General features: G+C 55.6%; 22 protein-coding genes. 9 read left to right on the top strand and 13 right to left on the bottom strand.

The features are described from left to right. Positions 1–142: 142 nt before the first annotated feature. Genes BUB62_RS02545 through BUB62_RS02535 form a run of 3 tightly spaced genes read right to left on the bottom strand, consistent with a single transcriptional unit; the run spans position 143 to position 2,023 of the window. On the bottom strand, positions 143–910 hold the full coding sequence (locus BUB62_RS02545; RefSeq protein WP_073105699.1) for a geranylgeranylglyceryl/heptaprenylglyceryl phosphate synthase: 768 nt from the start codon (positions 908–910) through the stop codon (positions 143–145). Continuing rightward, positions 888–1,637 (bottom strand): hypothetical protein, encoded by a 750-nt coding sequence (locus BUB62_RS02540; RefSeq protein WP_073105696.1) that lies wholly within the window; start codon positions 1,635–1,637, stop codon positions 888–890. Before BUB62_RS02540 ends, BUB62_RS02545 begins: the two co-directional genes overlap by 23 nt. Positions 1,638–1,645: 8 nt before the next feature. After that, on the bottom strand, positions 1,646–2,023 hold the full coding sequence (locus BUB62_RS02535; RefSeq protein WP_073105693.1) for a phage holin family protein: 378 nt from the start codon (positions 2,021–2,023) through the stop codon (positions 1,646–1,648). A 152-nt stretch (positions 2,024–2,175) separates the two neighbouring features. Between BUB62_RS02535 and BUB62_RS02530 the strand changes: the two genes are divergently transcribed. Further along, entirely contained in the window at positions 2,176–3,321 is a 1,146-nt protein-coding gene (locus BUB62_RS02530) for a J domain-containing protein (RefSeq protein ID WP_159437391.1), read from the top strand. A gap of 110 nt (positions 3,322–3,431) precedes the next feature. Here the strand turns inward: BUB62_RS02530 and BUB62_RS02525 are convergent, their stop codons facing one another. Both BUB62_RS02525 and BUB62_RS02520 read right to left on the bottom strand, forming a co-directional pair. Beyond that, positions 3,432–4,889 (bottom strand): HAMP domain-containing histidine kinase, encoded by a 1,458-nt coding sequence (locus BUB62_RS02525; protein ID WP_073105686.1) that lies wholly within the window; start codon positions 4,887–4,889, stop codon positions 3,432–3,434. A gap of 211 nt (positions 4,890–5,100) precedes the next feature. Then, a complete protein-coding gene (locus BUB62_RS02520) occupies positions 5,101–6,474 on the bottom strand; it encodes a sigma-54-dependent transcriptional regulator (RefSeq protein ID WP_073105684.1) in 1,374 nt (457 codons plus the stop codon). A gap of 49 nt (positions 6,475–6,523) precedes the next feature. Here BUB62_RS02520 and BUB62_RS02515 point away from each other — a divergent pair, with 49 nt between their 5' ends. After that, positions 6,524–7,627 carry an AAA family ATPase gene (locus tag BUB62_RS02515; RefSeq protein WP_073105681.1) on the top strand — a complete coding sequence of 368 codons (1,104 nt, stop codon included), beginning with the start codon at positions 6,524–6,526 and terminating at the stop codon, positions 7,625–7,627. After that, entirely contained in the window at positions 7,614–8,198 is a 585-nt protein-coding gene (locus BUB62_RS02510) for a hypothetical protein (RefSeq protein ID WP_073105678.1), read from the top strand. Before BUB62_RS02515 ends, BUB62_RS02510 begins: the two co-directional genes overlap by 14 nt. Here BUB62_RS02510 and BUB62_RS02505 read toward each other — a convergent pair. The 5 genes from BUB62_RS02505 to BUB62_RS02485 all read right to left on the bottom strand — a co-directional run bounded on the left by BUB62_RS02505 (position 8,195) and on the right by BUB62_RS02485 (position 13,759). Beyond that, a complete protein-coding gene (locus BUB62_RS02505) occupies positions 8,195–9,019 on the bottom strand; it encodes an ATP-binding cassette domain-containing protein (RefSeq protein ID WP_073105675.1) in 825 nt (274 codons plus the stop codon). The two genes, BUB62_RS02510 and BUB62_RS02505, sit on opposite strands and share 4 nt — an antisense overlap. A 223-nt stretch (positions 9,020–9,242) precedes the next feature. Continuing rightward, positions 9,243–10,019: an ABC transporter permease gene (locus tag BUB62_RS02500; RefSeq protein WP_073105674.1), complete on the bottom strand. Its 777-nt coding sequence runs from the start codon at positions 10,017–10,019 to the stop codon at positions 9,243–9,245. A 177-nt stretch (positions 10,020–10,196) separates the two neighbouring features. Continuing rightward, a complete protein-coding gene (locus BUB62_RS02495) occupies positions 10,197–11,975 on the bottom strand; it encodes an OmpA family protein (protein ID WP_073105671.1) in 1,779 nt (592 codons plus the stop codon). A gap of 88 nt (positions 11,976–12,063) precedes the next feature. Continuing rightward, positions 12,064–13,053: a hypothetical protein gene (locus BUB62_RS02490; RefSeq protein WP_073105668.1), complete on the bottom strand. Its 990-nt coding sequence runs from the start codon at positions 13,051–13,053 to the stop codon at positions 12,064–12,066. Between the two features lie 4 nt (positions 13,054–13,057). Beyond that, positions 13,058–13,759 carry a hypothetical protein gene (locus tag BUB62_RS02485; protein WP_073105667.1) on the bottom strand — a complete coding sequence of 234 codons (702 nt, stop codon included), beginning with the start codon at positions 13,757–13,759 and terminating at the stop codon, positions 13,058–13,060. Positions 13,760–14,281: 522 nt separating this feature from the next. Between BUB62_RS02485 and BUB62_RS02480 the strand changes: the two genes are divergently transcribed. The 4 genes from BUB62_RS02480 (at position 14,282) to BUB62_RS19490 (ending at position 19,130) form a co-directional block, all read left to right on the top strand. Then, positions 14,282–15,442, top strand: a complete 1,161-nt coding sequence (locus BUB62_RS02480) for a site-specific integrase (RefSeq protein ID WP_073105665.1) — start codon at positions 14,282–14,284, stop codon at positions 15,440–15,442. A gap of 145 nt (positions 15,443–15,587) precedes the next feature. Continuing rightward, positions 15,588–15,992 carry a helix-turn-helix domain-containing protein gene (locus BUB62_RS02475; protein ID WP_143163990.1) on the top strand — a complete coding sequence of 135 codons (405 nt, stop codon included), beginning with the start codon at positions 15,588–15,590 and terminating at the stop codon, positions 15,990–15,992. A 489-nt stretch (positions 15,993–16,481) separates the two neighbouring features. Then, positions 16,482–17,924 carry a DUF3987 domain-containing protein gene (locus BUB62_RS02465; RefSeq protein WP_073105656.1) on the top strand — a complete coding sequence of 481 codons (1,443 nt, stop codon included), beginning with the start codon at positions 16,482–16,484 and terminating at the stop codon, positions 17,922–17,924. 138 nt (positions 17,925–18,062) lie between these two features. Beyond that, on the top strand, positions 18,063–19,130 hold the full coding sequence (locus tag BUB62_RS19490; RefSeq protein ID WP_073105653.1) for a DUF6371 domain-containing protein: 1,068 nt from the start codon (positions 18,063–18,065) through the stop codon (positions 19,128–19,130). A gap of 45 nt (positions 19,131–19,175) precedes the next feature. Here the strand turns inward: BUB62_RS19490 and BUB62_RS02455 are convergent, their stop codons facing one another. Next, positions 19,176–19,580, bottom strand: a complete 405-nt coding sequence (locus tag BUB62_RS02455) for a hypothetical protein (protein ID WP_073105650.1) — start codon at positions 19,578–19,580, stop codon at positions 19,176–19,178. An 18-nt stretch (positions 19,581–19,598) separates the two neighbouring features. After that, the gene (locus BUB62_RS02450) at positions 19,599–20,018 is read right to left on the bottom strand and encodes a hypothetical protein (RefSeq protein ID WP_073105649.1); all 420 of its coding nucleotides are present in this window, start codon (positions 20,016–20,018) and stop codon (positions 19,599–19,601) included. Between the two features lie 106 nt (positions 20,019–20,124). Here BUB62_RS02450 and BUB62_RS02445 point away from each other — a divergent pair, with 106 nt between their 5' ends. Further along, a complete protein-coding gene (locus tag BUB62_RS02445; RefSeq protein ID WP_159437390.1) occupies positions 20,125–20,379 on the top strand; it encodes a helix-turn-helix domain-containing protein in 255 nt (84 codons plus the stop codon). Positions 20,380–21,000: 621 nt separating this feature from the next. Beyond that, positions 21,001–23,478 (top strand): hypothetical protein, encoded by a 2,478-nt coding sequence (locus BUB62_RS02440; protein WP_200799889.1) that lies wholly within the window; start codon positions 21,001–21,003, stop codon positions 23,476–23,478. Here the strand turns inward: BUB62_RS02440 and BUB62_RS02435 are convergent. Continuing rightward, a complete protein-coding gene (locus BUB62_RS02435; protein ID WP_073105647.1) occupies positions 23,475–24,329 on the bottom strand; it encodes an SIR2 family NAD-dependent protein deacylase in 855 nt (284 codons plus the stop codon). The two genes, BUB62_RS02440 and BUB62_RS02435, sit on opposite strands and share 4 nt — an antisense overlap. Between the last annotated feature and the right edge of the window lie 2 nt (positions 24,330–24,331).

Below are 24,331 nucleotides of genomic sequence, written 5' to 3'. Positions count from 1 at the left end.
TAATCGGATTTTGTGGACGATTTTTTTGCACACGAAGAAGGCCACCCCTGCGGGTGGCCTTTCTTGTTTTGGGCTTGCTGAACGGAGATTCGCGCCGTGTACAAAATCCAATTAATCCGAAAAATCCGGACGAATACATGGTTTAGGCAATATCCAGCACGGTGTTGAAGGTGTGGACCACTTTGGATACTTCGCCGAGGAACTCGGGCGCTTTTTCGATCTGGTTGCCGACTACGATAATATCGGCGCCGGCGGCTAGGGCGTCGTGAGCTTTTTCGGCCGTATTGAGGCCGCCACCTACGATGATGGGCAGCTCCACGGCTTGGCGCACGGCCCGGATCATGGATGAGGAAACGGGGTATTTGGCCCCGCTGCCACCATCGAGGAACATGAGGCGCAGGCCGAGCTGCTCGCCGGCCATGGCGGTGCAGGCCGCAATACCGGGCTTGTCGTGGGGCAGGGGTGTGGTGCCGCTCATGTAGCTGGCCGTGGTCTGGCGGCCGGTATCGACCAGCATGTAGCCGGTGGGCAGAATCTGGAGGTTGCTGGCCCGCAGCAGCGGCGCGGCCACTACATGCTGCCCGATCAGAAAATCGGGGTTGCGGCCCGAAATCAGGCTGAGCAGCAGAATGCCGTCGGCCTGGGTATCGAGGTGGAGGCTGTGGCTGGGAAAGAGCAGGACCGGAATAGTACTCAGGCCCTTAATCAAACGAATGAGCGACGCCTGGTGAGAATTCATCACCAGGCTGCCGCCCATAAAAAAGTAGTCTACCGCGTGCGACTCGCTCAGCTGCAACAGCTTGCGGCAGCCGGCCTCATCCAGATTATCAGGGTCGAGCAATACGGCCAGCGACTTCTGGCCGCGCGCCCGACGCTTACTTAAGGTTTCATAGAGGCTTGTGAGGCGCATCCGCTTCTTCGTGGTACGTAAAGTCGATATCCCGGGTCTCCGGCTCCGTGGTGGTATACACGGGAGAAGTGGCAAGGTCGGGATTTTTGATCATAGGTAGATATTCCCCGACTTTTTTGGCCACATACGCCATCAAAACTGCCGAAACCTGGGCAATCAGCATCTTACCGGTATCGGACTGCAGGAACGACTGTAGCGCCGAAGCCGCCAGGTTGGCTGCTTCCGAAGAGGGCTTCTCGTTCTCATAAGCTGCCGCGTTGTAGGGGGCAGGCGTGTGGCGGGTCTGCCGGGGCTGCTCGTAGCGCGCCTCGAAGGAGCTGGCGGTGTGGGGATCCTCGTGGCCGGTGGTGGTGCGGCCGCGGTCGTACTGGTGCTGGCCGGCCCCGAAGCCCAGATCATCGGCTACGGCCGTGTCAGCTTCGGTGTGGAGCGCGGCAAAATGGGCGCCTTTGTGCGTTTTGCGCGAGCGGCCCGGCCGCAGGTGCCGCCCGTATTCCTGGTCACGGTCTTCCAGCTCATCGTAGGCGGGCTTTTTTTTACCCAGCGCTTTGGCAATCAGCCAGACGGTGCCGGCCAGGCCCGCGCCGATCAGGGCGTACTTGCCCACTTGCTGGCCTTTTTCCTTGATGTTGTCCACATCGCCCAGCAGCGCCCGCTCATATTCGAGCTTCTGGCGCTCCAGGAATTCCTTTTCATCCTCAAACAGCGGATTGTGTAGCTCAGCCATAAGTCAGGTTATGCTTGACGTTTGTCAGATTTGTAGATGGTGTTGTTCAGCAGCTTGTCGGCAACGCCCTGAAACAGCTTTTTATCGACCCCAACCAGAAAGATGATGAGCAGCAGCAGGTAGAAGCCGGCCACGATGCCGAAGCCCCAATACGGGCTGTCCAAGGCGCTATTGAGGGCCAGCCCGGCAAAAATGCTCAGGAAAATGACAAATAGCAGCGCAAACAGGCCCATGGCCGCGCCATGCACCGTGCCCACGAAAGCATTCTTGACTTTTTCCTGGGCTTCCAAGCGCACCAGGTCGATGCGCGTGTCGAGGTAGCCCATCAGGTTGCCGACAATACTGTCGTTGCGGGGCGTTTTGGTGGCGTCGTCGTCGTAAGCCATACGGCGGGGAGAAGAAATGCGAAGAAGAATGTTTAGAAAGGCCAAGGCCCGAAAACGGCGGGTGAGCGTAGTTTTTCGGGCCGACCCTTCCATACGCAAAAGCGGGCTTCGTGTCTGAAAAAGGCGTTACTTTTACTATATACTGCCGCATTTTGAGCAAAAACCATTATCAGACACTGGGCGTTTCGGCTACGGCTCCGGCCGCCGAAGTGAAGCTGGCCTACAAGCGGCTGGCCGTGCGCTTTCACCCGGATAAGCACGGCGGCAGCACGCAGTTTGAAGAGCAATTCAAGGCCGTGACGGCGGCCTACCACGTGCTGGGCGACCCGGCCCGGCGGGCCGCCTACGACCATCAGCTGCGCCAGGAAGTGCGCCGGGCCGAGGATGCCCGGCGGCAGCAGCAGTATCGCCCGCAGAGCCAGTATGTGTATGGCGTGCCCATGCCCCCGCCCGCGCCGCTGCGCACCCGGCGGCCGGCCGGCGCGGCCGAGCGGCACTACCAGCGCATTCCGAAGCAGCGCGCCCGCACCTTCACGCGCCGCGACTTTGTGCTCACGGCGGCTCTGCTGGGGCTGCTGGGGCTGTTTATAGTATCGGTGAAGGTGACGATGGACCATGTGACGGCCGTGAGCAACTACGAAGACGGCGTGCGAGCCTACGCCCGGCGGCAATGGAGCACGGCGCACAGCTTGCTCAGCGAAGCCATTCACTTCAAGCCCGACTACGGGCCGGCCCTGCGGCGGCGCGGCGAGCTGGCCCAGCTGGTATTTCACGACTTCCGGGCCGCCCGCGCCGACTACCAAGCGGCGCTGCCTGCCAGCAAATCGGTACCCGAAACGGCGGAGCTGCTGTTTCGGCTGGGGCAGTGCCAGGCCAGCCTGGGCCGCCCCGACTCGGCGGAACTGAACCTGACCCGTGCCGTGACGATGGACTCCACGCTCAGCGCGGCGTGGCTGGCCCGCGGCGAGCTGCGCCTGTTTGAGTTGCGCGTGTTTCCGGAGGCTATTCAGGATTTCAATACGGGCCTGCGGCAGCGCTTGGCCGCCCGGCAGCCGCTGTCGTTGCGCTACCTCACGTATCGGGGGCTGGCCCACTACAAGCAGCGGGATTTTGCCGCCGCGCGGGCCGACTATCGGCGGGTGCTGGAAAACAGCCCGCGCAACGGGCAGGTGTGTTTTCTGCTGGGCCGGCTGGCGCAGCAGGAGGGCAACGGGCCGGCGGCATGCGAGTTTTTTCGGCGAGCCGAGGCATTGGGGTATCTGTATGCGGCGGAAGCGCGGCGGAAAAGCTGCCGGTAGCGCCGTAGCGCGAAAATCTGTTTCGCGACGAGCAGCGCGAGTATCCGAAGCTGCGCTGCGTGCGCCCACGTCAGGCACTTGCTTTGCTCGTCGCGGAACGGATTTCCGCGCTACGTCACCAGCGGCAGCGTGAACAGGAAAATGCTGCCCCGGCCCGCCGCGCTTTCCACCCAAAGCTGACCGCCCTGGGCGGTGATGAACTCGCGGGAAATGCTGAGGCCCAGGCCCGAGCTACCCTGGCGCTGGCCCACGGAAGCGGGCAACTCGGCAAAGCGCTGAAAGATGCGCTTGTGGTATTCGGGCGCAATGCCGGGGCCGTGGTCGTGGATGCTGACGCGGACCATGTCGCCCCAGGGCACGGCGCGCAGCAGCAGGGTTTCGTCGGGCGGCGAGTAGCGGATAGCATTAGCGAGCAGGTTAATGAGCACCCAGGTGGTTTTTTCGACGTCGGCGTGGGCCGCGGGCAGGGTTTCGGGCAGGTGCATATCGAGGCGGAGCTGCTTGTCGTCGAGCTGGGGGCGCACGGTGTCGGTAGCGTAGCGTACTACGTCGGCCAGGGTCACGGGCTGCACGTTGAGCTTGATATCGGCCCCGGCATCGAGGCGCGACACGTCGATGAGCTGGCCCACCATCTGGAGCAGGCGCTGGGTTTCTTCCCGAATGCCACTGGCAATGCGCTGGCGCTCGGCGGGGTCGGTGCGCTCGTTCTGCAGCAGCATCAGGCTGAGGTTGATGCTGGCCAGCGGCGTTTTCAGCTCGTGGGAGATGGTGGCCAGAAAAGCCGATTTTGTCTCGTCCAGCTTCTTGAAGTCGGACACATTGCGTAGGCAGAGAATATGGCCGCCGCCGGCTGGCTGGCCCGGGCCCGGCGTCGCGGCCTCGATGGGGCTGATGCTGAGCTGGTAGTGCGGGGCGCGGGGGTGGTGCGGAAAGGTGAAAACCGGGTCGGGCACGTTGTCGCCAGCCAGGTTGGCTTCGGCCAGGGGCACCAGCCACTCGCGCAGCGGGGCGCAGGTGGCCGCCACCGCTTCGGCCGACTGGCCCAGCAGCTCGGCCGCCGGCCGGCCCAGCAGGTCACAGGCCACGGGGTTGGCCAGCACGATGGTGCCGTGCTCATCGAGCAGCAAAAGCCCTTCGTCGAGGCTGCGCACGAGGCTTTCCATGCGGTTGCGCTCCGCGAACAGCTCGGCCAGGGTGAGGCGGCGCTCGGCCTGGGCCTGGCTCAGCACCCGGTTCACGGCCGCCGCCACGCTGCCCACCTCATCGCGCTTACCCACGGCCACGCGGGTGGCGGCATCGGGACCGGCCACGCGCTCCACATCCACGGTGAGGCGGTGCAGGGGGCGCACCACCATGCGCGGCAGCCGCACCATCATGGTGATGCCCACCGCTGTGCCGGCCACCAAAAAGGCCAGCACCGTACCGCGCGCTATATCAAAGTCAGCCTGTTCCAGGCCGCCCGCGCCGTTTTCGAGGTAGCGCATGGTGAAAAAGGCATACCCGCCCAGCCCCAGCAGCAACAGCAGCAGCAGGAAAATGCTGAGGCGGATTTTTAGTTTAAGGGACATCGTGTGGGGCTCCACTGTTGCCCCACCGTCCGCCACAGTTGCCTCACCCCTAGCCCCTCTCCGGGGGAGAGGGGGACTAGCTCTAGCTTTCAGGATAGCATCCAGGGAAAGGAAGTTGTGGTTGGAGTAAGGCTGATTTTAGATTTAGAAAACTAAAAGCTAGTTCCCCTATCCCCCGGAGAGGGGCTAGGGGTGAGGCGACGGAGAGGAGCTAGCCGTGAGGCTGTTCCAGCCCATACTCCTGCAGCTTCCGATAAAGCGTGGTCAGGCCGATGCCGAGGCGCTTGGCGGCTTCGGGCTTGTTGCCGGCCAGGTTGAGCATGATGCGCTGGATGTGGCGGGCTTCCAGGGCCCGCAGGCTTTCGTCATCGGGGTTGGCGAGCAGGCCGGCGGCGCGGGGGCGGGCGTGGAACTCGTCGGGGAGGAAGTCGGCCGTAAGGGGCTGGTCGGCGGGGGCCAGGATGGCGGCGCGTTCGAGCACGTTCTTCAGCTCGCGCACATTGCCGGGCCAGTCGTAGTGCTGGAGCAGGCGCAGGCAGTCGGCGTCGAGGCCGGGGAGGCGCTTTTGCAGCTTGGCGGCGAAGTACTGCAGGAAGTAATCGGCCAGCGGGGCCACGTCGGCGGGGCGGGCCTTGAGCGGGGGCACGCCGATGGTGAACACCGAGAGGCGGTAGTAGAGGTCGGGGCGGAAGCGGCCCTCGGCAGCCTCCTGCTTCAGGTTGCGGTTGGTGGCGGCTACCAGACGCACGTTCACGCTGGTGGGCTTGGTGTCGCCGAGCTTGGTGAAGCTTTGGGTTTCGAGCACCCGCAGGAACTTGGCCTGCACGTTCAGCTCCAGCTCCCCGATTTCGTCCAGGAACAGCGTGCCGCCGTTGGCTTCTTCCAGCAGACCTTTCTTATCGGTGAGGGCCCCGGTAAACGCGCCCTTCTTGTAGCCGAACAGCTCCGATTCGAGCAGATCCTTGGGGAAAGCTGAGCAGTTGACGGCCACGAAGGGCTTGAGCTTCCGCTCACTGGCCTGGTGGATGGCCTGGGCAAACAGCTCCTTGCCCGAGCCCGTGGGCCCTTCCAGCAGCACGGTGCTGTCGGTGGGGGCTACCTGGCGGGCCAGCTGCTGCACCCGCCGCAGCTCCCCCGACTCGCCGATCATGCTCTCGAACCGGTACTGCTGGCCCACGCGCCGCTCTAGTTCCAGCACCCGCCGCCGCAGCCGGGCCTTCTCCGCCGCCCGCTCCACCACCACGATGAGCTGCTGCTCGAAATCCCCTTTGGTGAGGTAGTCGAAGGCACCGGCTTTCATGGCCTGCACGCCGTCGGGGATGGTGCCGAAGGCGGTGAGCAGCACGATTTCGGCCTCGGGGGCCTTGGCGCGGAAGCGGGGGATGAGGTCCACGCCGTGGCCGTCGGGCAGCTTCACGTCGGAGATGACCACCAGCACATCGGCGGCGTGCTGCTCCAGGGTTTCGAGGCCGCGGGTGGCATCGGGGGCCTGGAGCACGGTGTAGCCTTCCAGCTCCAGCACCCGGGCCAGCAGCTGCCGCAAGCGGGCTTCGTCGTCGATGATGAGCAGGGTTCCGGTGGGCATTTTGGGAGAGAGAGTGGATTAAGCCGCAATTACGCAGTAGTTTTGGGATATGCTAAAACGCCTCCATGTCAGGAATTTCACGGTTTTCGCCGATGCCGACTTCGAGTTTGTGCAAGGGCTGAATGTGATTGTTGGAACCAACGGGACGGGGAAGAGCCATGTGCTGAAGCTGGGGTATGCAGTAGAGATGATACGTGAGCAAGTCAGGAATCTTAGCCCTGTACAAAATCCTGCAGTTCTTGCTAAGAAAGAGGATGAGTGGGGCAGCCGCTTATTCTATTATTTGCCTGATTTGTTTCAGACGGCACTTTTAAAGAATATGGTTTCAACTAGGGAACCACACCAGAATGCGGTCATTGATGTAGAATTCCTTTCTGATTCTGAAAGTGAAAATGAAAAGGTTCGATTTGAGGTAAACCCCGGTCTTAACAGCTTACAGGTAACTGGCGGCAGAGAACTTACCAGCAAACAAGTAGAGGTAGTATCACCAGTTTTCATTCCCGCCAAAGAAGTCCTCACATTAAGTTGGATGCTGCCTGCCTCAGAGCAGTTCAGAATTCCCGTAGAACAGAATTATCTGCATCTACTTAAACAACTCCGATTTCTACCTCTTCGCGTCTCAGGCTCTACTACAGCATCAGCTCTGGCTACCGTATTGGGTGGCGAAGTACAGGAAGAAGGGGACAAGTATTACTTAGTAAGCGAAGGCGGGCAGCGAACAGAGATGAATATGGTGGCAGAAGGTCTTCGAAAATTTGGCACACTTCAAAAGCTGTTGGAGAACGGAAGCCTCACGCCGAAAACTACTCTTTTCTGGGATGAGCCGGAGGCCAACCTTAACCCTTTACTGTTGCGGGAACTGGCAAAGGTGCTAGCTTCGATGGCCCGACAGGGATTCCAGATTATTGTGGCTACACACAGCATGAGTCTGCTGAAAGAATTTCATATCCTGTCCCGCCAGAAGGATGCTAAGCCACTGCCGATAAAGTATTTCGGTCTGAATGCCGGCCCGGGTGAGGCTACCCGGGTTCTTACCGCTGACAATTTTGAATACCTGCCCGATGTAGTAGCGCTGGAAGTTGAACTGGAGCAAGCTGACGACCTGGACGAAATTTTTGCCAAGGAAGACCGGGAGCGTCATGCAAACCTTTAAGGAGAAAAAGCTACTGTTCGATTTTCCTGATGACTGGCAAGTAACGCAATATGATGCGCTGGCCGACTTGGTTGCTGGTGCACCGGCCGGATTCTACCGCCGGATAGTAACCGGCGGCGGAGTGAAGCATGTGCAGGCAGTCGATTTCATCTGCAATGTGCCGGGGGTATCCAAAAGGTTGCAATTTGTTGAAGTGAAGGATGACCGGCTGGATGCGCGGGCAGAAGGCGAGCGGCGCACTCTGCTTTTTGAAGCGGTGATGAGCAAAGTTGCCGGCACGTTGGCAAGCCTAGTCATTGCGGAGCGGCTGGGCGAGCAAATGGATGATGACCTGCTGAGGCCAATGGCTTGTTTGAGTGAGCAGCCAGTAATCGAAGTAGTCTTATTCTGGGTAGAGCCGCCCGTAGCTGGAACTACCTTGCGCCGCGCCGTCAAAAAAGGCGGCAAAACGACTTTGCAGCAGCGTCTTGCGGCGAAGCTTCACCAGTGGGGAATGCTTTTCTCGCTGTACAACATGGCCGATGCCGACCGTTTAGCCTCCGATTGGCAAGTGCGCGAGGTGCCGGCCTAACTCTTCCTTATCTCCTCTTTAATATGCTCCACAAACTGCCCAAACTCCGGCTCGGCTTCCACGTTCTCGTGCCAGGCTAAGCCCATTTCGGCCAGGTTGTACTGGTGCTCCTTGTTGATGGTGGCGCCGGGGAGGAGCTGGCCGGCGGCGTCCCGCTCGTAGCCGAGCAGCCAGAGGCGGTCGGCCAGGGCGGTGGTGGTCACGATGTCGTGGGAGACGATGATGACGGTGTTCAGCTCGTCCATCGTCGTCACTTCCACGATGATCTTCTTCACCTCGTCGATCATGGCCACGTCGAGGCCGGAGAAGGGCTCGTCGAGCAGGATGAGGTGGTCGGAGCAGAGCAGCTGCTGGGCAATGGCGGCGCGCTGGCGCTGGCCGCCGGAGAGGTGGGCGGGGTATTTCTGACGGTGCGGGGTGAGGCAGAAGCGTTCCAGGTAGGTTTCCACCTGTTGGCGGGCGGCGTCGGGGGCGTGCTTACGGCGGGCGGCTACCAGCAGGTTGTCGAAAAGGGTGCGGTGGTCGAAGAGGGGGTAGCGCTGCTGCACAAAGCCTACGGCCCCCGGCACCACGGCCTGCTGCCCGGCCCCCACGCGCACGGTGCCCCGGCTGGGCATAAGCAGCCCCGCCATGATGCGGCACAGCACCGACTTGCCGATGCCGGAGCGGCCGTAGAACCCCACGACCTGGCCCTGGCTCATGCCCGGCCGCACCACATCAAGCACCTGAGCCTCGATGTCGCGCAGGATCAATTCACCGTTATAGCTCATCGAAACGCCTTCCAGGGTCAGGACGGGCTCTTTGTAGGAGTAGGGAGTCATGGAGGGAGATGGTGAGATAGTGAGATGGTGAGTTGTCGTTCTGGCGGTGCCTCACCCCCCCGGCCCCCTCTCCGGGGGAGAGGGGGAGCCACGGCAGCGTGGGCGGTTGCGTTGAACGGTTTTTTTGTGGGAGAGAAAGGAGAGAGGATTCTGTGCAAGAGAGAAGGAAATGAAGTCGTCTGGCTCCCCCTCTCCCCCGGAGAGGGGGCCGGGGGGTGAGGCGCTACTTCGCCACCGCCAGCGCCGAATACGGGAAGAACACCCGGCGCAGGAGGCCGAAAGCGTAGTCCTGAGCGGCGCCGGTGGCCAGGATGACGAGCTGGATGGCCAGCACGCCGTCGAGGTGGAGGTAGCGGTTCTGCTTGTAGAGCAACAGCCCGATGCCGCCTTCCGACTGGTACAGGGTTTCGACCAGGGTTATCATGGTCCAGATGATGGCGAAGTTCTGGCGGACTACTTCCAGCATATCGGCCAGCTTGCCCAGCACCACCACCTCCAGAAAGCTGCGCCACTCGCTCATGCCCAGGGTGCGGGCGTGGTCCATTTCCTCCTGGGTGGTGGTCAGAATCACGCTGGTCATGCCCGTAATCAGGTACACCGTGGCCCCGAAGATGAGCACCGAGAGCTTCACCTGGTGGCCCGAGCTGAGCAGAAGGGCCATAAAGAAGGTGAGGCCGGTGAGGGTGAGGTAGCGCATCTTGGAGGCCGCGTAGGCAATGGGCCGGAAGAAGGGCAGGGCCGTGAGGTAGGAAATCAGCAGGGCCAGCACCGTGGCCACGCCCAGGGCCTGCAGCGCCGTGGTCATGCTGGCCCACAATTCCTGAATCAGCCCCTGGGTCGTGATTAAGTCGCCGAGGGCGCGGAAAACTTCGCCCAGGGACGGAAACAATCGGAGCGGGTAGAACAGCCACAGCAGCAACAGCACGAGGGCTTGGCCGGCCACCATCACGAGGAAGGTGGCGCGGGGCGGCTGGGCGTTGGGGGTGAAGAGAGTTTTCATGGGGGTGTCGCTTGTCATTGCGAGGAAGAACGACGAAGCAATCCGTCCTCTGAATTGTGGAAAGCTTTGTTTCAATAGAAAGCCTCTTATTGGGGCGGTAGTAGGGCTTTTTGTATAATCAAGGCTTAGCTCATTGTCCGGGACGGATTGCTTCGCTTCGCTCGCAATGACAGGAGATTAATTGCCCAGTACCACTTCCACGCGGCGGTTCTTGGCTTTGCCTTCGGCAGTGGCATTGCTGGCTACCGGGGCGGTGGCGCCGTGGGCATACACCTGCACGCGGCCGGCGGGGAAGGCGCTGGCACTCTTGGCCTCCAGCCAGTGCTGCACGGCCAGGGCGCGGTCTTCCGAAAGCTGCTGGTTGCGCTGCGGGTCGCCGGCGTTGTCGGTGTGGCCGTGCACGGCTACTTTCAGGCGGCCGGCCACCACCAGGTCGTCGAAAAGCTGCTGCAATTCCCGCTCGGCGGTGGGGGTGAAGCTGCTCTGGCCGGTGTTGAACTCGATGTTCCAGGCCCGCTGGCTCACGCTGCGGCGGATTTCGTCGTCGGCCGCGAACTGCGGCTGCTCAGCCGGGGCAATGGTTTTGCCCTTGTACTGGCTCTGCAGCTTCTTCAGCAGGGTCAGGTCCAGCATCTGATCCAGGGGCACGTAGGTGGGCAGCTCCTTGGGGTAGAGCCGGCTCTGCACGTCGCCGAAGGTCTTGTACACGGCGGCGTAGATGTTGGTGCCGCCGTTGTCCAGCCCGAACAGGGTCAGGTTGTCACTGAAGTTGAAGGCCTTGCTGCCGCCCAGCTCCACCACCTCGCCGTTGCGGTCGGCCTCGCTCACGCCCTTGTAGTATTTCAGCCAGTACGCGCCGGGCTTGTCCTGGTCGCCGTACACGGCGGCGGAGATGTCGGCGGCGTGGGCCAGGGCTTCGGGGTGGCTTTTCACCTGGTCGCCGGCCACGGCCAGGGCCGTCATGAGGCCCTGCACCTCGGTGGGGTGGGCGTCGTACCAGCGCTTGGTGGTCACCATGATGTTGGGCATCTGGTTGCTGTAGTCTTTGGTCGAGACGATGTTCACCAGGCCGCCTTTCTGCTTGGCAATGTTCACGTCGCCGGGCGTCCAAGTGGCCACGCCGTCGGCTACCACCTCCACCTGCACCCCGGTGTTCTTGCCCTTCACAATCTTGGTGCGCGACTCGGGCTTGCCGATGATGTACTTCTCAGCGGCCACCAGAAAGTCGGAGGCGGCCATGAAGTTCACGGCCTCGGGGTCGTAGGTGGTTTCGTCGGGGTTCACCTTCAGGCCGTTATCGGCGCACCACTTCAGGGCAATGTTGTGGTCGCCGTCGCGGAGGTAGCAGGCAATGGTCTTGCCCAGGGCCAGCTTGGGGTTGTCGAGCCACTCCTTCGGGCCCATCAGCTTGTCCTCCCCGAACGATTTGCCGCAGCTGTAGGGAATGATCTGCAGGCCCGTGCCGGCCTTGGCCAGCTGAGCCTGCACGGCGGAGAAGGCCGGCAGCCCGTCGCCCATAATGCTGACGATGAGGCCCGGGGTTTCGGGGTTGGATTGCAGGTCGAGGGCGTTTTTCACCAGGTCGGCCTGCATCTTGGCCACGTCGTCCTGGCGCACGATCTGCATGTCGATTCCGTTGGCGGCCATGCTGGAGCCGGCGGTAGTGCGGGGGCCGCCATTGGCCAGCATCCCGGCCATCTGCGAGTTCCAGGCCATCACCTCCCAGGTTACCGGCGTGCCCTTGCCGGCGGGGGCCGCGTCCGGCAGCGGAGCCAGCGGCACCACCACGTTGGTGCGCGAGCCGGCCGCCACCGCGGGCAGCTCGATGGAGTTCAGCAGCACCGACTGCGTGTCGGCCTTTTTAAACACGGCCCCGCTGGAAACCAGCTTGTTGATGCCGAAGTACAGGAGCGCCACGATGAGGGCCCCGATGACGATTTTACCGCGCGTAGTCATGGTCTTAATGCGTTGATTTTTGAAGATGATGAGGAAGGGAAAGCTGCCCTGGCACGGGGCAGAGCCCCGCGCCAGGGCAGGGGCCAGATCAGTCCAGCAAAGAGGAATAAGCGTCGTTGGAGGCCTGGCGGGTGGCGCCGAGGCTCTGGGGGGCGGCGGGCTTTTCGTTGAGCACGGCGTTGAACTCGCCCTTTTGGTATTTCTCCAGCAGGCGCTGGCCCTTCTCGCTCATCACCCCGTTCTGGATGTCCATTTCCTTCACGAACTCCTGGCTGTAGCGCATGGCCTGCTTGATCTGGCCGAGCTGCTGGGCCATGTCCTGGGCCACGCGGTCGGTGGCCAGGTCGAAGAAGTATTTCTTGTCGGGGTCGCCGCGCAGGATGTTCATGGCGGCCCGCATGCCGGAGCTGGTGCGCTTCACCAGCTGGTACTCGTCCTTGAGCAGATTCACCTTGAACTTGCTGCCGTCAATCTGCCGCAGGGCCGCCTTCAGAATCTGGCGCATCACCACCGTCACGTTGGCCGTGGTGGTGGCCATGGGCGTCAGGCGCTGGTTGTAGTCCTGGAGCTGGGCGGCGCGGCTGGCGTAGCTTTCGGCCATGTCCTTTTCGCCCTGGCGGGTGGCGGCGTCGGCCAGAGCCAGGTACTCCTTCATCTGGTCGGCGTTGGCGGCCATCTTTTTCTTCACCAGCTCGTGGGCTCCCTCGATGTGGCCGACTTCCGCGTCCATCTTGCGGGCTTCCTGCTCGGTGTTTTTGATGTAGTCCTCCATAATGCCGATGGGGTCGGTGTTGACGAAGATGCCGGCGGCCGTGCGCAGAATCCGCTGCCCGGCGTACCACAGCCCCGTCTGAATCCGCTTGTTGGTCACCAGCAGAAACAGCGCAAACAGCACGCCCAGGCCGATGCCCAGCTTCACCGTGTCGAACACGATATCCACGAGGTAGGGCACGATGCGGCCCCAGAAGTACACCGCGGCCCCGGCCGCTCCGGCCAGAAAAACCCAGCCGGCTACCTTTTCCGGCTGCTGCCACTTGGGCAGCGCGTCGTTTTGATCCGATGAAAGCAGTGTGTTCATAGCGTTAGGCGGTTGGAGTGGAAGAGGTGAGGAAGGATTGGGCGGCCTGCCGGTGCGCGTGCAGGTCGGCAGTGGCGGTGGCGCTGGCCAGCTCGTAGGAAGCCAGGGCAGTCTGGGCCTTCTGACGCTCCTGCTGGAGCTGCTGCTGGGCCGTGAGCAGCAATTGGCGCTTGTCTTCCAGCTGTCGGCTCAGCTCGGCCAGGTCTTTTTGAAGCTGTTGTTCCTGGCTGAGCAGCTGCACGATGGGCCCCGGCGGCGCGTTCGGAATCCGGATTTCGCCCAGCTTCTCCTGGTGGCGCTCCAGCACCTTGTTGCGGTCAGCCGTCAGCCGGGTTTCAAACTGCTCGGCCGAGGCTAGCAGCGTGGGCAGGTCCAGCCCCGTCATGGCGCTGAAGGCGTTGAAGGCCGTGCGGTACAGCACCGGCCCGCTCAGCCCGCTGGCCGCCATACTCTTGACCATCTTCACGAATGCCACAAAGTCCTTCCCGTCGCCGGCCAGCAGACCGCTGATATGGTCGAGGTGGCGCTGCTCGGGCTGGCTCACGACCGGCGCGGGGGCGTGGTAAGCGGCCGGGTTGGGGCCGGTGGCCGGCGGGGCGGCCGGGCCGGGCAGGGGCCGGGCGGCGGGAGCTGCGGCCGGCTGGCTTTCGTCTTCCTCCACGAAGAAGTCTTTGGCCGCTTTGGCGAGGTTGTCGAAAATAGGCATCGGCGTAGCGTTGGCGTTTGGTGACCCCGACCCAATGCCAATACCGGTGCCGCTTCTGGAAGAATTTTCAGAAACTCCGATTAACTAGTTGATAAATAACTATTTAATAAAAATGCCCGTTGCTCCGGCGAACCGGAACAGCGGGCATTTTTCCAAAACGACAAGGCCGATTTTCTATAACAGTAATGAGTGTCCATCGTCAGCCATCCCGACAGTCGACAAGCAAAACGGGCCGGGCTAAAACAAAAAACCCTCTCTGTAATTTACAGAGAGGGTTTTTGTGGTAATGATTGGAATCGAACCTGTTATCAAGCATTATCAATTATAGCCTATAAAAACCCGTTAAATGAGCTTTTGAGCGACTTTTATCCTTTTCGAAAACTAATGTGAATAACCTTTGATAAAGTTCTCATGCCCCATTACATACCCCATTATTATCTTGCGGCATAAAACCTCAAGAACATGGCAACGGTATCATTTCACCTAAAACGTCCGAAGAGCGAAGAGCCTACTGTTGTGTATATGTCGATTTACGCACACGGCAAGCAGATCAAGGTATATACTGACGTCAAAGCAGATCCACGGGAGTGGGAGGGAGGGGAGCAAAGGTTTAAAGTGCGGGGGTACACCGGCAACAAGAGTCTTAATCTCGCGCTTGACCGTATGCAAGAAATGGTAGAGAAGCTCTACAAGGACGGCCTGGCGAAAGGCATCGTGCCAACAGCCCAAGACTATCGGGATGCTATAGAGCCTAAGGAGGAGGTGGCCATAGTTAGTAATATTCCTTTGTCAGACTTCGCGGCCTTCATAGAGCGTCACGGTCTGACAAAGGAAGCTGCAACAGTAAAGTCGCTTCGCACTACGCTCAGTCATTTAACACGCTTCTGCCAGATTAGTGGATTCGTAAAAAAGGGCCTTGACTTGCAGTATAACCAGTTCACGACTGGTTTTTATGATGCTTTTACGGTGTATTTGGTTGAAATCGCAGGGCTACGGGACAGTAGTATCAAGAAGCAACTAGCATTGCTCAAGCAGTTTCTTACTTATGCTACTGACCTAGGCAGGCCAGTGGACAAGGGATACAAGACATGGAAGTGGAGTAATCATGAGCCCGAGGTAATTGCTCTTATGCAGGGAGAGCTGAAGCAGCTAGAAGATTTGGAACTGCCGATGGGACATTATCTGAATAATGCGCGGGCACTCTTCCTATTGAGTTGCTATACCGGTCTGCGTTTCTCCGATGTTGAAGCCCTCAAGCCAGAACACGACCACAAAGACCGGTTGCGTCTCACTACCAAGAAAACGCGAGACAGACTCATCATTCCGATTAATCCCAAAGCCCGTGTCATTCTTGATAATCTTTGGGCGGGAAAGGTGCACTGCATCACCAACCAGAAGCTCAACGCTTTTATCAAGGATCTGGCACTTAAGGCAGGACTCAACCGCCAAGTAGAACAGGTTATCTATCGGGCTGGAAAACGGAGTGAAGAAATAAAGCCTTTGCATGAGCTTATAAGCTCACACTGTGGCCGTAGAACTTTTGTTACTCTTGCCCTCGAGCAAGGACTGCCCTGGGACGTAATTATGAAGGTCACAGGACACAAGCAATTCAAAGCATTCAACCGATACATTCAAGTAACCGAGGATCGCCAAATCGCAGCATTTTCAGTTATGTGGAAATGATTGTTAAAAAAATTATTCTTGATTATCAGGTATTTGCAAAAGTATAGAAAGGTTTTTGAAAAAGATTTTTTTGGAGATCGAAATCTGTGTTAGCAGCTTTGTCCCACGAACAATGAGTATTCTTACCCAGAGTTCGGGATAGTCAATGATTACCGCAACCAGCGTAGCGAATCCGCTACAAGGAACCGGTGCATTTGCCGCCACGAGTGGCCAGGCCAGTGCACCATTGGATTTCGTCAAGAGCTTTTCTGACACGATTAGCTCTATCATTAGGGACGAACTCGAGCGCCAGCAGGCGCTAAAAACCGAGGCTCAATACATCGGGCAGACTGATGAGCTTCTAACAGTAAGAGGTGCGGCACTTCTTTTGAAGATGAGCGGCCAAACGATTCATAATTGGGCCAGTAAAGGCTTAATAGATCGTCATAAGCTGAACGGCAGCCGAACCACCTATTTCTACAAGGTAGAGTTGCTCTCGGCCCTGAAGAGACAAACTCGCCCGGATGGTACACGGAAAAACGCACGTCGTCGGTACCAAGCCAGCCTTTAAAAACAATGAATGAGGCGTATAACCCTCGAACCAGAGCATTGGCGCAGCTTTTAAGTGTGCCCCAATCTCTAACAGCTGCTCTCGCAAAAGGAATCAAAAAGCCTTTTCAGCGATACAGCAGCCTTTTTCACTCCTCAAAGACAGATCAGCGCGCGTTACGTGATTTCGTAGCCCAAAAGGCAGACGACGGAATACATGACTTTGTAGTCGAATTTGTGCGGGAGGATCAACGCCGTGATATACAGCGGCGAGCAATACTGAGTTTGCTGGTTCAAGCTGAAGAGGAGCGAAAGCATGCTCCAGGCTTGGGCAAGACACTCAGTATAGAAGATACTGCTAGATGGCTCATGGTTAGTGTTCGTACCGTACATTGCCTTGCTAACATGGGCTGGCTTCATCGCTGGAAAGTTGGGCAGAACACTTTCTTCTCTCGAAGCGAGATAGAAGCCATTGTCATTGCCAGGCCCTGCAGGTCTTATTAAAAAGGTAATGGTTGAGCCACAAAGCACAACCAACACAATCAGTGCGCGCATAATAGCTAACCAAGGTGAGGACAGCGAAACAGCTGTTCTCCCTGTTAGCCCACTAACCCGTGCTGATTTATTAGAAGATGCCCTACGGTATAGTCAGGAAGCCGCAGCTGAGCAGTTGGAGGAAGCTCCAATGCCTGCCCACATTCTGCCTAGCGTATACGAGGCACTTCCAGATTTTCTGAGGCGCTGTATAGAACCCTTTGAAACCGAGCACGAGCGGGCCGTAATGCTCCTCTCGTCGCTAGCGGTACTTTCTGGGTGCTTTCCTGGTGCTAGAGGCACATACTCCCGCAAAAGCTACGGTCTCAACCTTTACTCCTTTATTCTTGCGCCAGCAGCCAGTGGAAAGGGTACTTTAGAATGGGCTAAGAAGTTGGCTTTGCCTTGGCATGAACGCATACTAGAGCAGAGTAAGGCCCAACGAGCGGATTATCTGGAAGCCCTAGCTGCTCACGAGGTTGCGAAAAAGGGCAAGTCAGTCAGTTCTGCTTCTCTCCCTGTCAAACCTCCTTTCAAGATGTTGTTCGTGCCTGGCGACACTAGTGCCGCTGCGCTGCTCAAAGCCTTGGAGAATAATGGTGGGCGCGGCATTATATGTGAGACTGAGGCTGACACATTAAGCGGGGCTATGGGCAAAGAGTTTGGTGGCTTTGCCGCTGACTTATGCAAAGCTTTCGGTCACGAGACAATCAGTAAGACCCGAATCAAGGACGACGAGTACCTAGAAATTAAAGCGCCTGCCGTGTCTGTCGCTCTCACCGGTACCCCTGCTCAGTTGAAACGCCTCATTTCTACTGCTGAAAACGGTCTGTTTAGCCGCTTTATGTTTTATACATACAAGGCTCCTCGCGTTTGGCTAGACGTGAGCCCAGGCGGAGGAATCTCGTTGGACGGATACTTTGCAAGCTTGGCAGCCGAAGTCACCAAGATGCTTGAGGTAAGTGATGAAAAACAAGTAGACATTACCCTTCTACCCGAATCATGGGCTGCACTCAATGAGGCATGCGCAGCAGGTTTAGCAGAGGCGGAAGAGCAGGCCAGTACTAAGGGAGGAGAAAGCACAGCAGTCCGGCTTGGATTGATTGCCTTCCGTATCGCCGGAGTTTTGACTATGCTGCGCTGTTTTGAGCATGGTCTCGAGCCAGGTGGGGAGGTAGTTGCGGACCCAGAAGATGTCAGAACGGCGCTTCACATCATGAGCACGTTGCGCGCCCATGCGTTGTATTTGCTTGACTCGATGCCAGTAGTGTCAAGCGTACCCCGAAGTAATGACTTTGCTGCAAAGGCAGAAGATAAAGCCCTAGTATGGAAGCTTCGTGAGGAAGGAATGTCCCTGCGCGAGATTGTAAAACGGTCAGGAAAACCTCTGTCAACCTGCCAACGGTGGGTCAAAGAGTAGTGTTCCAAAGATGTGCCGTTCCATAAATGGAACGCGAAACAATGGAACAGCACATTGGAATATCTCTAGCCACTCTTCGTGTTTTCTCGTGGCTGCTTGACCTGCGAGCAAATTTCTTATAAACTCAAAATACACCCGATGTCACTCACAACTCTTCGCTATCGGCTTGAGCCGTATAGCGGCTCCAAGTCCCGTTTTACCTGCCCTAGCTGTGGTAGGCCCCGTGAGTTCAGTAGGTGGGTTGACACCCAAACGGGCAACTACCTACCTGACTCTTACGGCATTTGTAATAGGGCTGATAGCTGCGGTTACTCATTAAGCCCCTATCAAAAAGGGGAAAGAGGAGCTAGGGGCGATATTCTTGAGCATCATCATATTCAAGCTCAAGCAATCAGAAACTGCCCTAAAATGCCGTTATCATATCCAACCAAAACCATTTGTTCAATTCCTGTCGAGGTAATGGAGCAGACTTTGGGGCAGTATGATAAAAATAATTTCGCTCTGCTGCTACAGCGCCATTTCGGTTGTGGAGAAGCAGATTCTTTACTTCAACGGTTTGAGATTGGAACGTCGAGGCACTGGCCCGGCGCGACTATCTTCTGGCAGCGCGATGTAGAAGGTTTAGTGCGGGGTGGGCAAGTAGTGTTATTCGACGAAAAAGGGCATACCGCAAAGGCAGTTTGTGCAGACGGCAGCCTCCGACGTTGTACAACTTGGGTGCATGCGGCCTACGCTAAAGCGTGTAGAAAGCATGGTAAATTGTATCCCTCATGGCTTGTAGACTATCTCGATCCAGCCAATGAGGTAAAAAAATCCCCTAGCCTATACGGTCTGCCCCAAGTACTCGGTGATTCACCTGGCCGCGCAGTTGCTATCGTAGAGGCGCCTAAAACAGCCATTCTGTGTACAGCATATATGCCGTCCCTCTCGTGGGTAGCCGTCGGTTCGCTTACCTACTTGAACGCCGAGCGACTACGTCCGCTGAAGAGTCGACGTATAGTACTGTACCCTGACGCCTCCAGCAACGGTACAGCCTACTCAAAATGGCTTAGGCAGGCTGAATTACTTAGATATTCAGGCTTTCAGATTGAGGTGTCTTCCTTACTAGAGAGAAGAGCCACAGCCGAGCAGAAGGCGGCCGGCATTGACCTAGCGGATGTTTTACTGTCTCGATGGCCAGGCTATCCACCAAGCTGGGACTGTTAAGGCCCTTTAGAGGAAGTAGCAGCTAGTTGAGCAATAAAAATGCTGCTACAGGGCCGCCTTGGTATAAGTGTTAAGAAGGGTTTCGCAGTCGCAAGTCAGATGGTAGAGTAGGCCAAATGCTTGCGGCTGCTGAGACTTGGCAAAAAAATCCCTATAAACTACTCGTGGCCGCATCGTGGAGTCCTGTAATGAAAGCCCGTCACCAACAGTGAGCCATTGTCCAGTAGCACGATAAAGCCCTTTTAGGAGCACTTCTGCTTCCTGGCGGCTGCGGCTCAAATCTTGGTAGATACGTTCGGCCTGCTGATGTCTGTCAATCTCAGGACTGGCATCAGGTGCAGTAGACCATTGGTAAATAAAACGTAATACCTGACTATCCCACACTGCCTCAATTACGAGAGCAGGTGTTGGGCCAACGTACAGGTGCTGATCTCCGATCAAGGGCAACATAGAAGTATGTAAGAGCCGCTACTCGATGTTATCCTCATCCTCTGCCCAGCCCGCATAGTCATCACAGCCCAGTTCGTAGCAAATCATTGGTATCTGAGGCCCTTCTGAGGGCAGAAAGAAAGAGCGATTATCGACGCGGAATGTCATGCGGTTCACACAGACTTCTTCCCCTAAACCTGGCAGGGATTGGTTGTAACGAAACAGCTTCACGAATAGCGTTGCTACCGCTTCATGAGCTTGTTCTAACATTCTATACGCCTCAAGAACTTCGGGACGTTCGGGCTCAGCCTCTTCTATTTGAGGGGGTGTAAACTCTTCCTCTAAAAAGTCGAGCGAGAAACTTGCATTTGAACGTCTCTGTATTGGACGCAAGACGCGGTTTGACCAGAGTATATGCAGCTGCAAATCAGGAGCTAGGTCGACAGGGGGGTGAGGCATGGCTATGGGAGCACAATAGACAGTGAAGTTTGTCGATATGCACCGCAAAGATAAAGCTTAGGCCTGAATTGGTTGCATATGTGAGGCCAGGGCTTTTTCGGTTGAGTTGGAGCTTGCTGCCGTGAAAAACGCGGCAGTACTACAGGCTTTTGGTACCCACATAAGGAAGCTCCGTGAAGCCAGAGGATTCAGCCAGCAGGAACTAGCAGACCATGCCGACGTAGCAAAGGCAACTATTCAACGGATCGAGCAGGCAAAGTTCTCCGTGACTCTGGATGTGCTTGTATCTGTGGCCAGGGTACTCAGAGTGTCTCTACGAGAACTGATGGATTTTCCCGACGTGATTGAGTCCGAAGTATAAGCACACCCTGAGCTAACAAATAAGACAATACCAGGCTAGTGTCCAAGGCTGCTCTCAGCAGAAATAATTGCTAACAGCATCTTCACAGTGAGGGAATAAGTGTGAAGAGCGTAGGCTAATGTAACAGCTGTAGAAAGGGCGGGGACATGCAATCAAAATGGAAACGCTTTCTGCAACCGGGTACCCCATATTCTAGCCGAGTCGCTATCAAGCAGAAAACTAAAGGTCTGCTTCGCTAGCCCAAGGATAAGCCAAAGAAAATCAGGGGTACTCTTCTACGGGGAATCTTACTAAGATTCCCCATTTGTTGTATGAGATGCCCTCAAGTTGTCTTTGCCAGTTTATGTTGACAACAAAAAGCACATTCCTGTTGGCTTTGAAATGCTAAAGTTTTGTATAACAGTAGCTTGAGTGATTTGGCCTGTGCTAATAACTCTGGTGGGTTAGAGTTCTGATTTATAAGAAGTAACAGTTGAAGAAGATACGTCCTGAGAAATGCTATGATAACAATCACAGCGTTTTAGTATCTTGTTACCTAATAGTATAGTATGTGAATATTCTAAGTGATAACCTCGAATATGACTGCTTAACTACCCACTCTTTATTGCACCAATTTCAAGAATGGATTTGTTTTCTACTGTTTCAACTGATGTGGAAGTTCTATTCCGCAAACTGTATAAGTGTGCAACTGAAGAGGAAATTGATGATCTAATAGGTAAAGATCCTGTTGTCTTTGCGCAGAAGAATTGGAAGCCACTTGGTGGAAGCGAAAACCTTTATGGAGTTATAGAAAACCAGCAGGCATCTCCTATCGCAGCTTTAGTTGAGAAGCTGACTAACTCTATTGACGCCACCCTCATGCGGAAGTGTTATGAGGCTGGGGTTGACCCGAAGTCAGCTGGGGCACCGAAAACGATGCACGAGGCTGTGAAGAGCTTCTATGGCGTAGAGGCCACTAAGTGGGACTTGCCTTCGTTTCGTAGGGCTCAGGCTGAGAATATTCAGATTGTAGCTTCTGGCAAGCTCAAGCAGCCAACCCTGACCATGTACGATGATGGGGAAGGGCAAAATCCAGATAAGTTCGAAAATACTTTCTTGTCCCTGCTGCGGGGAAATAAGAACGAAATCCACTTCGTGCAGGGCAAATATAATATGGGTGGTAGTGGAGCCATTGTATTCTGCGGCAAGCGTGGTTATCAGCTCGTCGCGTCCAAACGTTATGACGGCAAAGGGAAATTTGGCTTTACCATCATTCGCAAACATCAGCTGCTGAAACAGGAGGAACAATCCAAGAAAAACACCTGGTATGAGTTTCTGACAGTTGATGGGGTAATACCATCCTTCGACATTACTGAGTTAGACCTCGGCTTGCACAACCGCAAGTTTAAAACGGGTACTGTTATTAAGCTCTATTCTTATAAGCTGCCTGAAGGCTCACGCTCCGTTATTTCCCGGGAGCTAGGCCGTAGCCTGAATGAGTTTTTATTTGATCCTGCTTTGCCATTCCTAACGGTTGATACCAAAGAACGGTATCCTAATGACCGAGGCCTAGAACGAGCTATCTACGGTCTGAAACGCCGGCTCGAATCTGACCAAGAAGATAATAAGTACGTCGAAAGCACCTTCGTCGAGGATTTCAAGAATGACCTGTTCGGCTCTATGCGGGTTACATGCTACGTTTTTAGAACCAAGGTTGAGGGGAAGAGTGCGAAAGAGACGACCAAAACGATTCAAGACGAGTTCTTTAAGAACAACATGGCCGTGCTGTTCGCTATGAATGGGCAAGTGCACGGCTCTTATAGTTCATCATTCATTACGCAATCACTGAAGCTCAATCTGCTGAAGAACCATTTGCTCATTCATGTAGACTGCACGGATATGGACTACGGCTTCCGTTCGGAGCTGTTTATGGCCTCTCGTGACCGGCTCAAGGAAGGCGAGGAGACGCGGGAGCTCCGCAAGTTTCTAGCAACCCAGCTAGGACGTAGCAGCGGCCGTCTAGCTGAGGTGGAAAAGAAGCGCAAAGATTCTATTTCCGTCGATGGGGGCGACTCGAAGGAACTCCTCAAAAACGTTACTAAGAATATTAATTTGAATCCAGAGTTGCTGAAACTATTGGGGAGCACATTTAAGCTGGACGAGAAGAAGGAGCAACCTAAGAAAGAAGATAAGCCGGAGCGCAAAGCCCCTACTAAGCAGGAGAAAGAGCCGTTCAAGCCAAAGCGTTTCCCTTCGTTTTTGAATGTAAAGGGGAGAAACGATGGTGAGAAGCCCATTGCGCAAATTCCGCTAGGAGGGGAAAAGACTATCCGCTTTAATACTGACGTCGAAGATCAATACCTAAGTCGCGCTGAAGAGCCAGGGGAGCTGAAGATAGCTTTGCTGGATGTGAAACGTGCTCCTGGTAATAAGGGTGGTACCAAAGCTGGACTACCATCACGCATTGAGGAAGTGCTCAACGTAAGTATGAGCAGCCCGCAGGAAGGCTCTATTCGGGTCGCAATGAACCCACAGAAAGAAGTGCAGGTAGGCGACGCAGTGCAAGTGAGAGTGTCCTTGTCTGCCCCAGGAGGTGACTTAGAAGAAATCTTCTGGGTGAAGATTAGCGAGAAGGAAGCTCCTCCTCAGAGTACACCTAAGGAAGAGCAAGAGCAACCATTACAGGGCCTTCCTGAGCCAGTCTTCATGTATAAAGAGCCAAAAGAGAATGCAGTAACCTGGGACGCTTTGGACGAGCTAGGAGTAACTGTCGATTATAAGACTGTAATGCACCCTTTAGCTAATGGTGAGAGCCTCGAAAAGATATTCATCAATATGGATAGCGAAGTGCTGAAGAATTTCCGCTCGAAATACCGTAATCCTAGCCAAGATATGATAGAAGTAACTAATAGAAAATACTGGACTGCAGTGTACTTACATACTCTCTTTCTATACAGTATTACCAAAAACCGCAAATATCAAATCTCCCAGATGAAAGCTGGTGCCCAGGACACAGTAGATATAGGTGATTATATTAAGGACTTATTTGAAAATTTTTACTCAGATTTTATTCTGAATTTCGGAGGAATGGAAGAAATGATGCAAGGGCTGAATGATTAATTTGATTCTTTGATCTTGCTTAAGAGTTCAATGGCAAATTCATTTATTTCTTTATGCCCGTCTTTTTTGTCATATTTTATAGTATGAAGATTAAAGTCATGCATGTATCTTTCAGACTGTGTGTCTAATACAGAGTCTTCTGCAAGTAAAATATAATGGGTTGGTCCTCCTCCATGAAAGGATGAATGCAAATATCTCAGTAATAGGATTAGATCTGGGTCTGTAAATGAAGTCCCAACAAATAAAACCGATTTAGAAGAGAACATAGCATGTAGAGCACTTTGGTATCCAGGTTGCCTGAATAGAATATCTCTATAGTCTCTTTCTGAGATTATTAGCCTTCCGCTATTGTACTGAACGTCTCCATGAGCTTTTAGTACAAAAAATTTGTCTTCCCACAAATTATGCGCAATGTCCTTACTTAGATCGTAAGTCAATGTTGCTGGAATTGCATCGTGTACTTTGTTATAAGCTTGTTCTATCAGCATGTCATAGTTTGTAGTTATTACAAACTTCAACGGAAGCTTCATGAAGTTTTTTAATGTTTCGGTAGGCTTTTTAGTTTGATCTGAGAAGGTGTCAGACATGAACTTAGAAAACCTATCACCTAATTGAGCCTTTATGTCCTCAGCAACAAGTAAGTATTGATTAGGGTCGTTTAATAATTTTTTGTAATCTTCTATCTTGCTTTGAACATTATAAGGGCGCTTACCAACTTCTTCAACTAAGAGTTGAAGAAGTTGCCCCCAGCTCGGAAAACCCGCTGCTTGTGACAACCCTGCTCCGACATACAGCCCGCAAGCTCTTCTATCAAAAAGCTCAACTAGGTCGTCTGGAATGATGAAACTCATGC

The sequence above is a fragment of the Hymenobacter daecheongensis DSM 21074 genome, assembly GCF_900141805.1.
Taxonomy (GTDB): Bacteria; Bacteroidota; Bacteroidia; order Cytophagales; family Hymenobacteraceae; genus Hymenobacter; species Hymenobacter daecheongensis.
The sequence above is the reverse complement of the archived record's forward strand: the minus strand, read 5'-3'. Positions and strand labels throughout refer to the sequence as shown.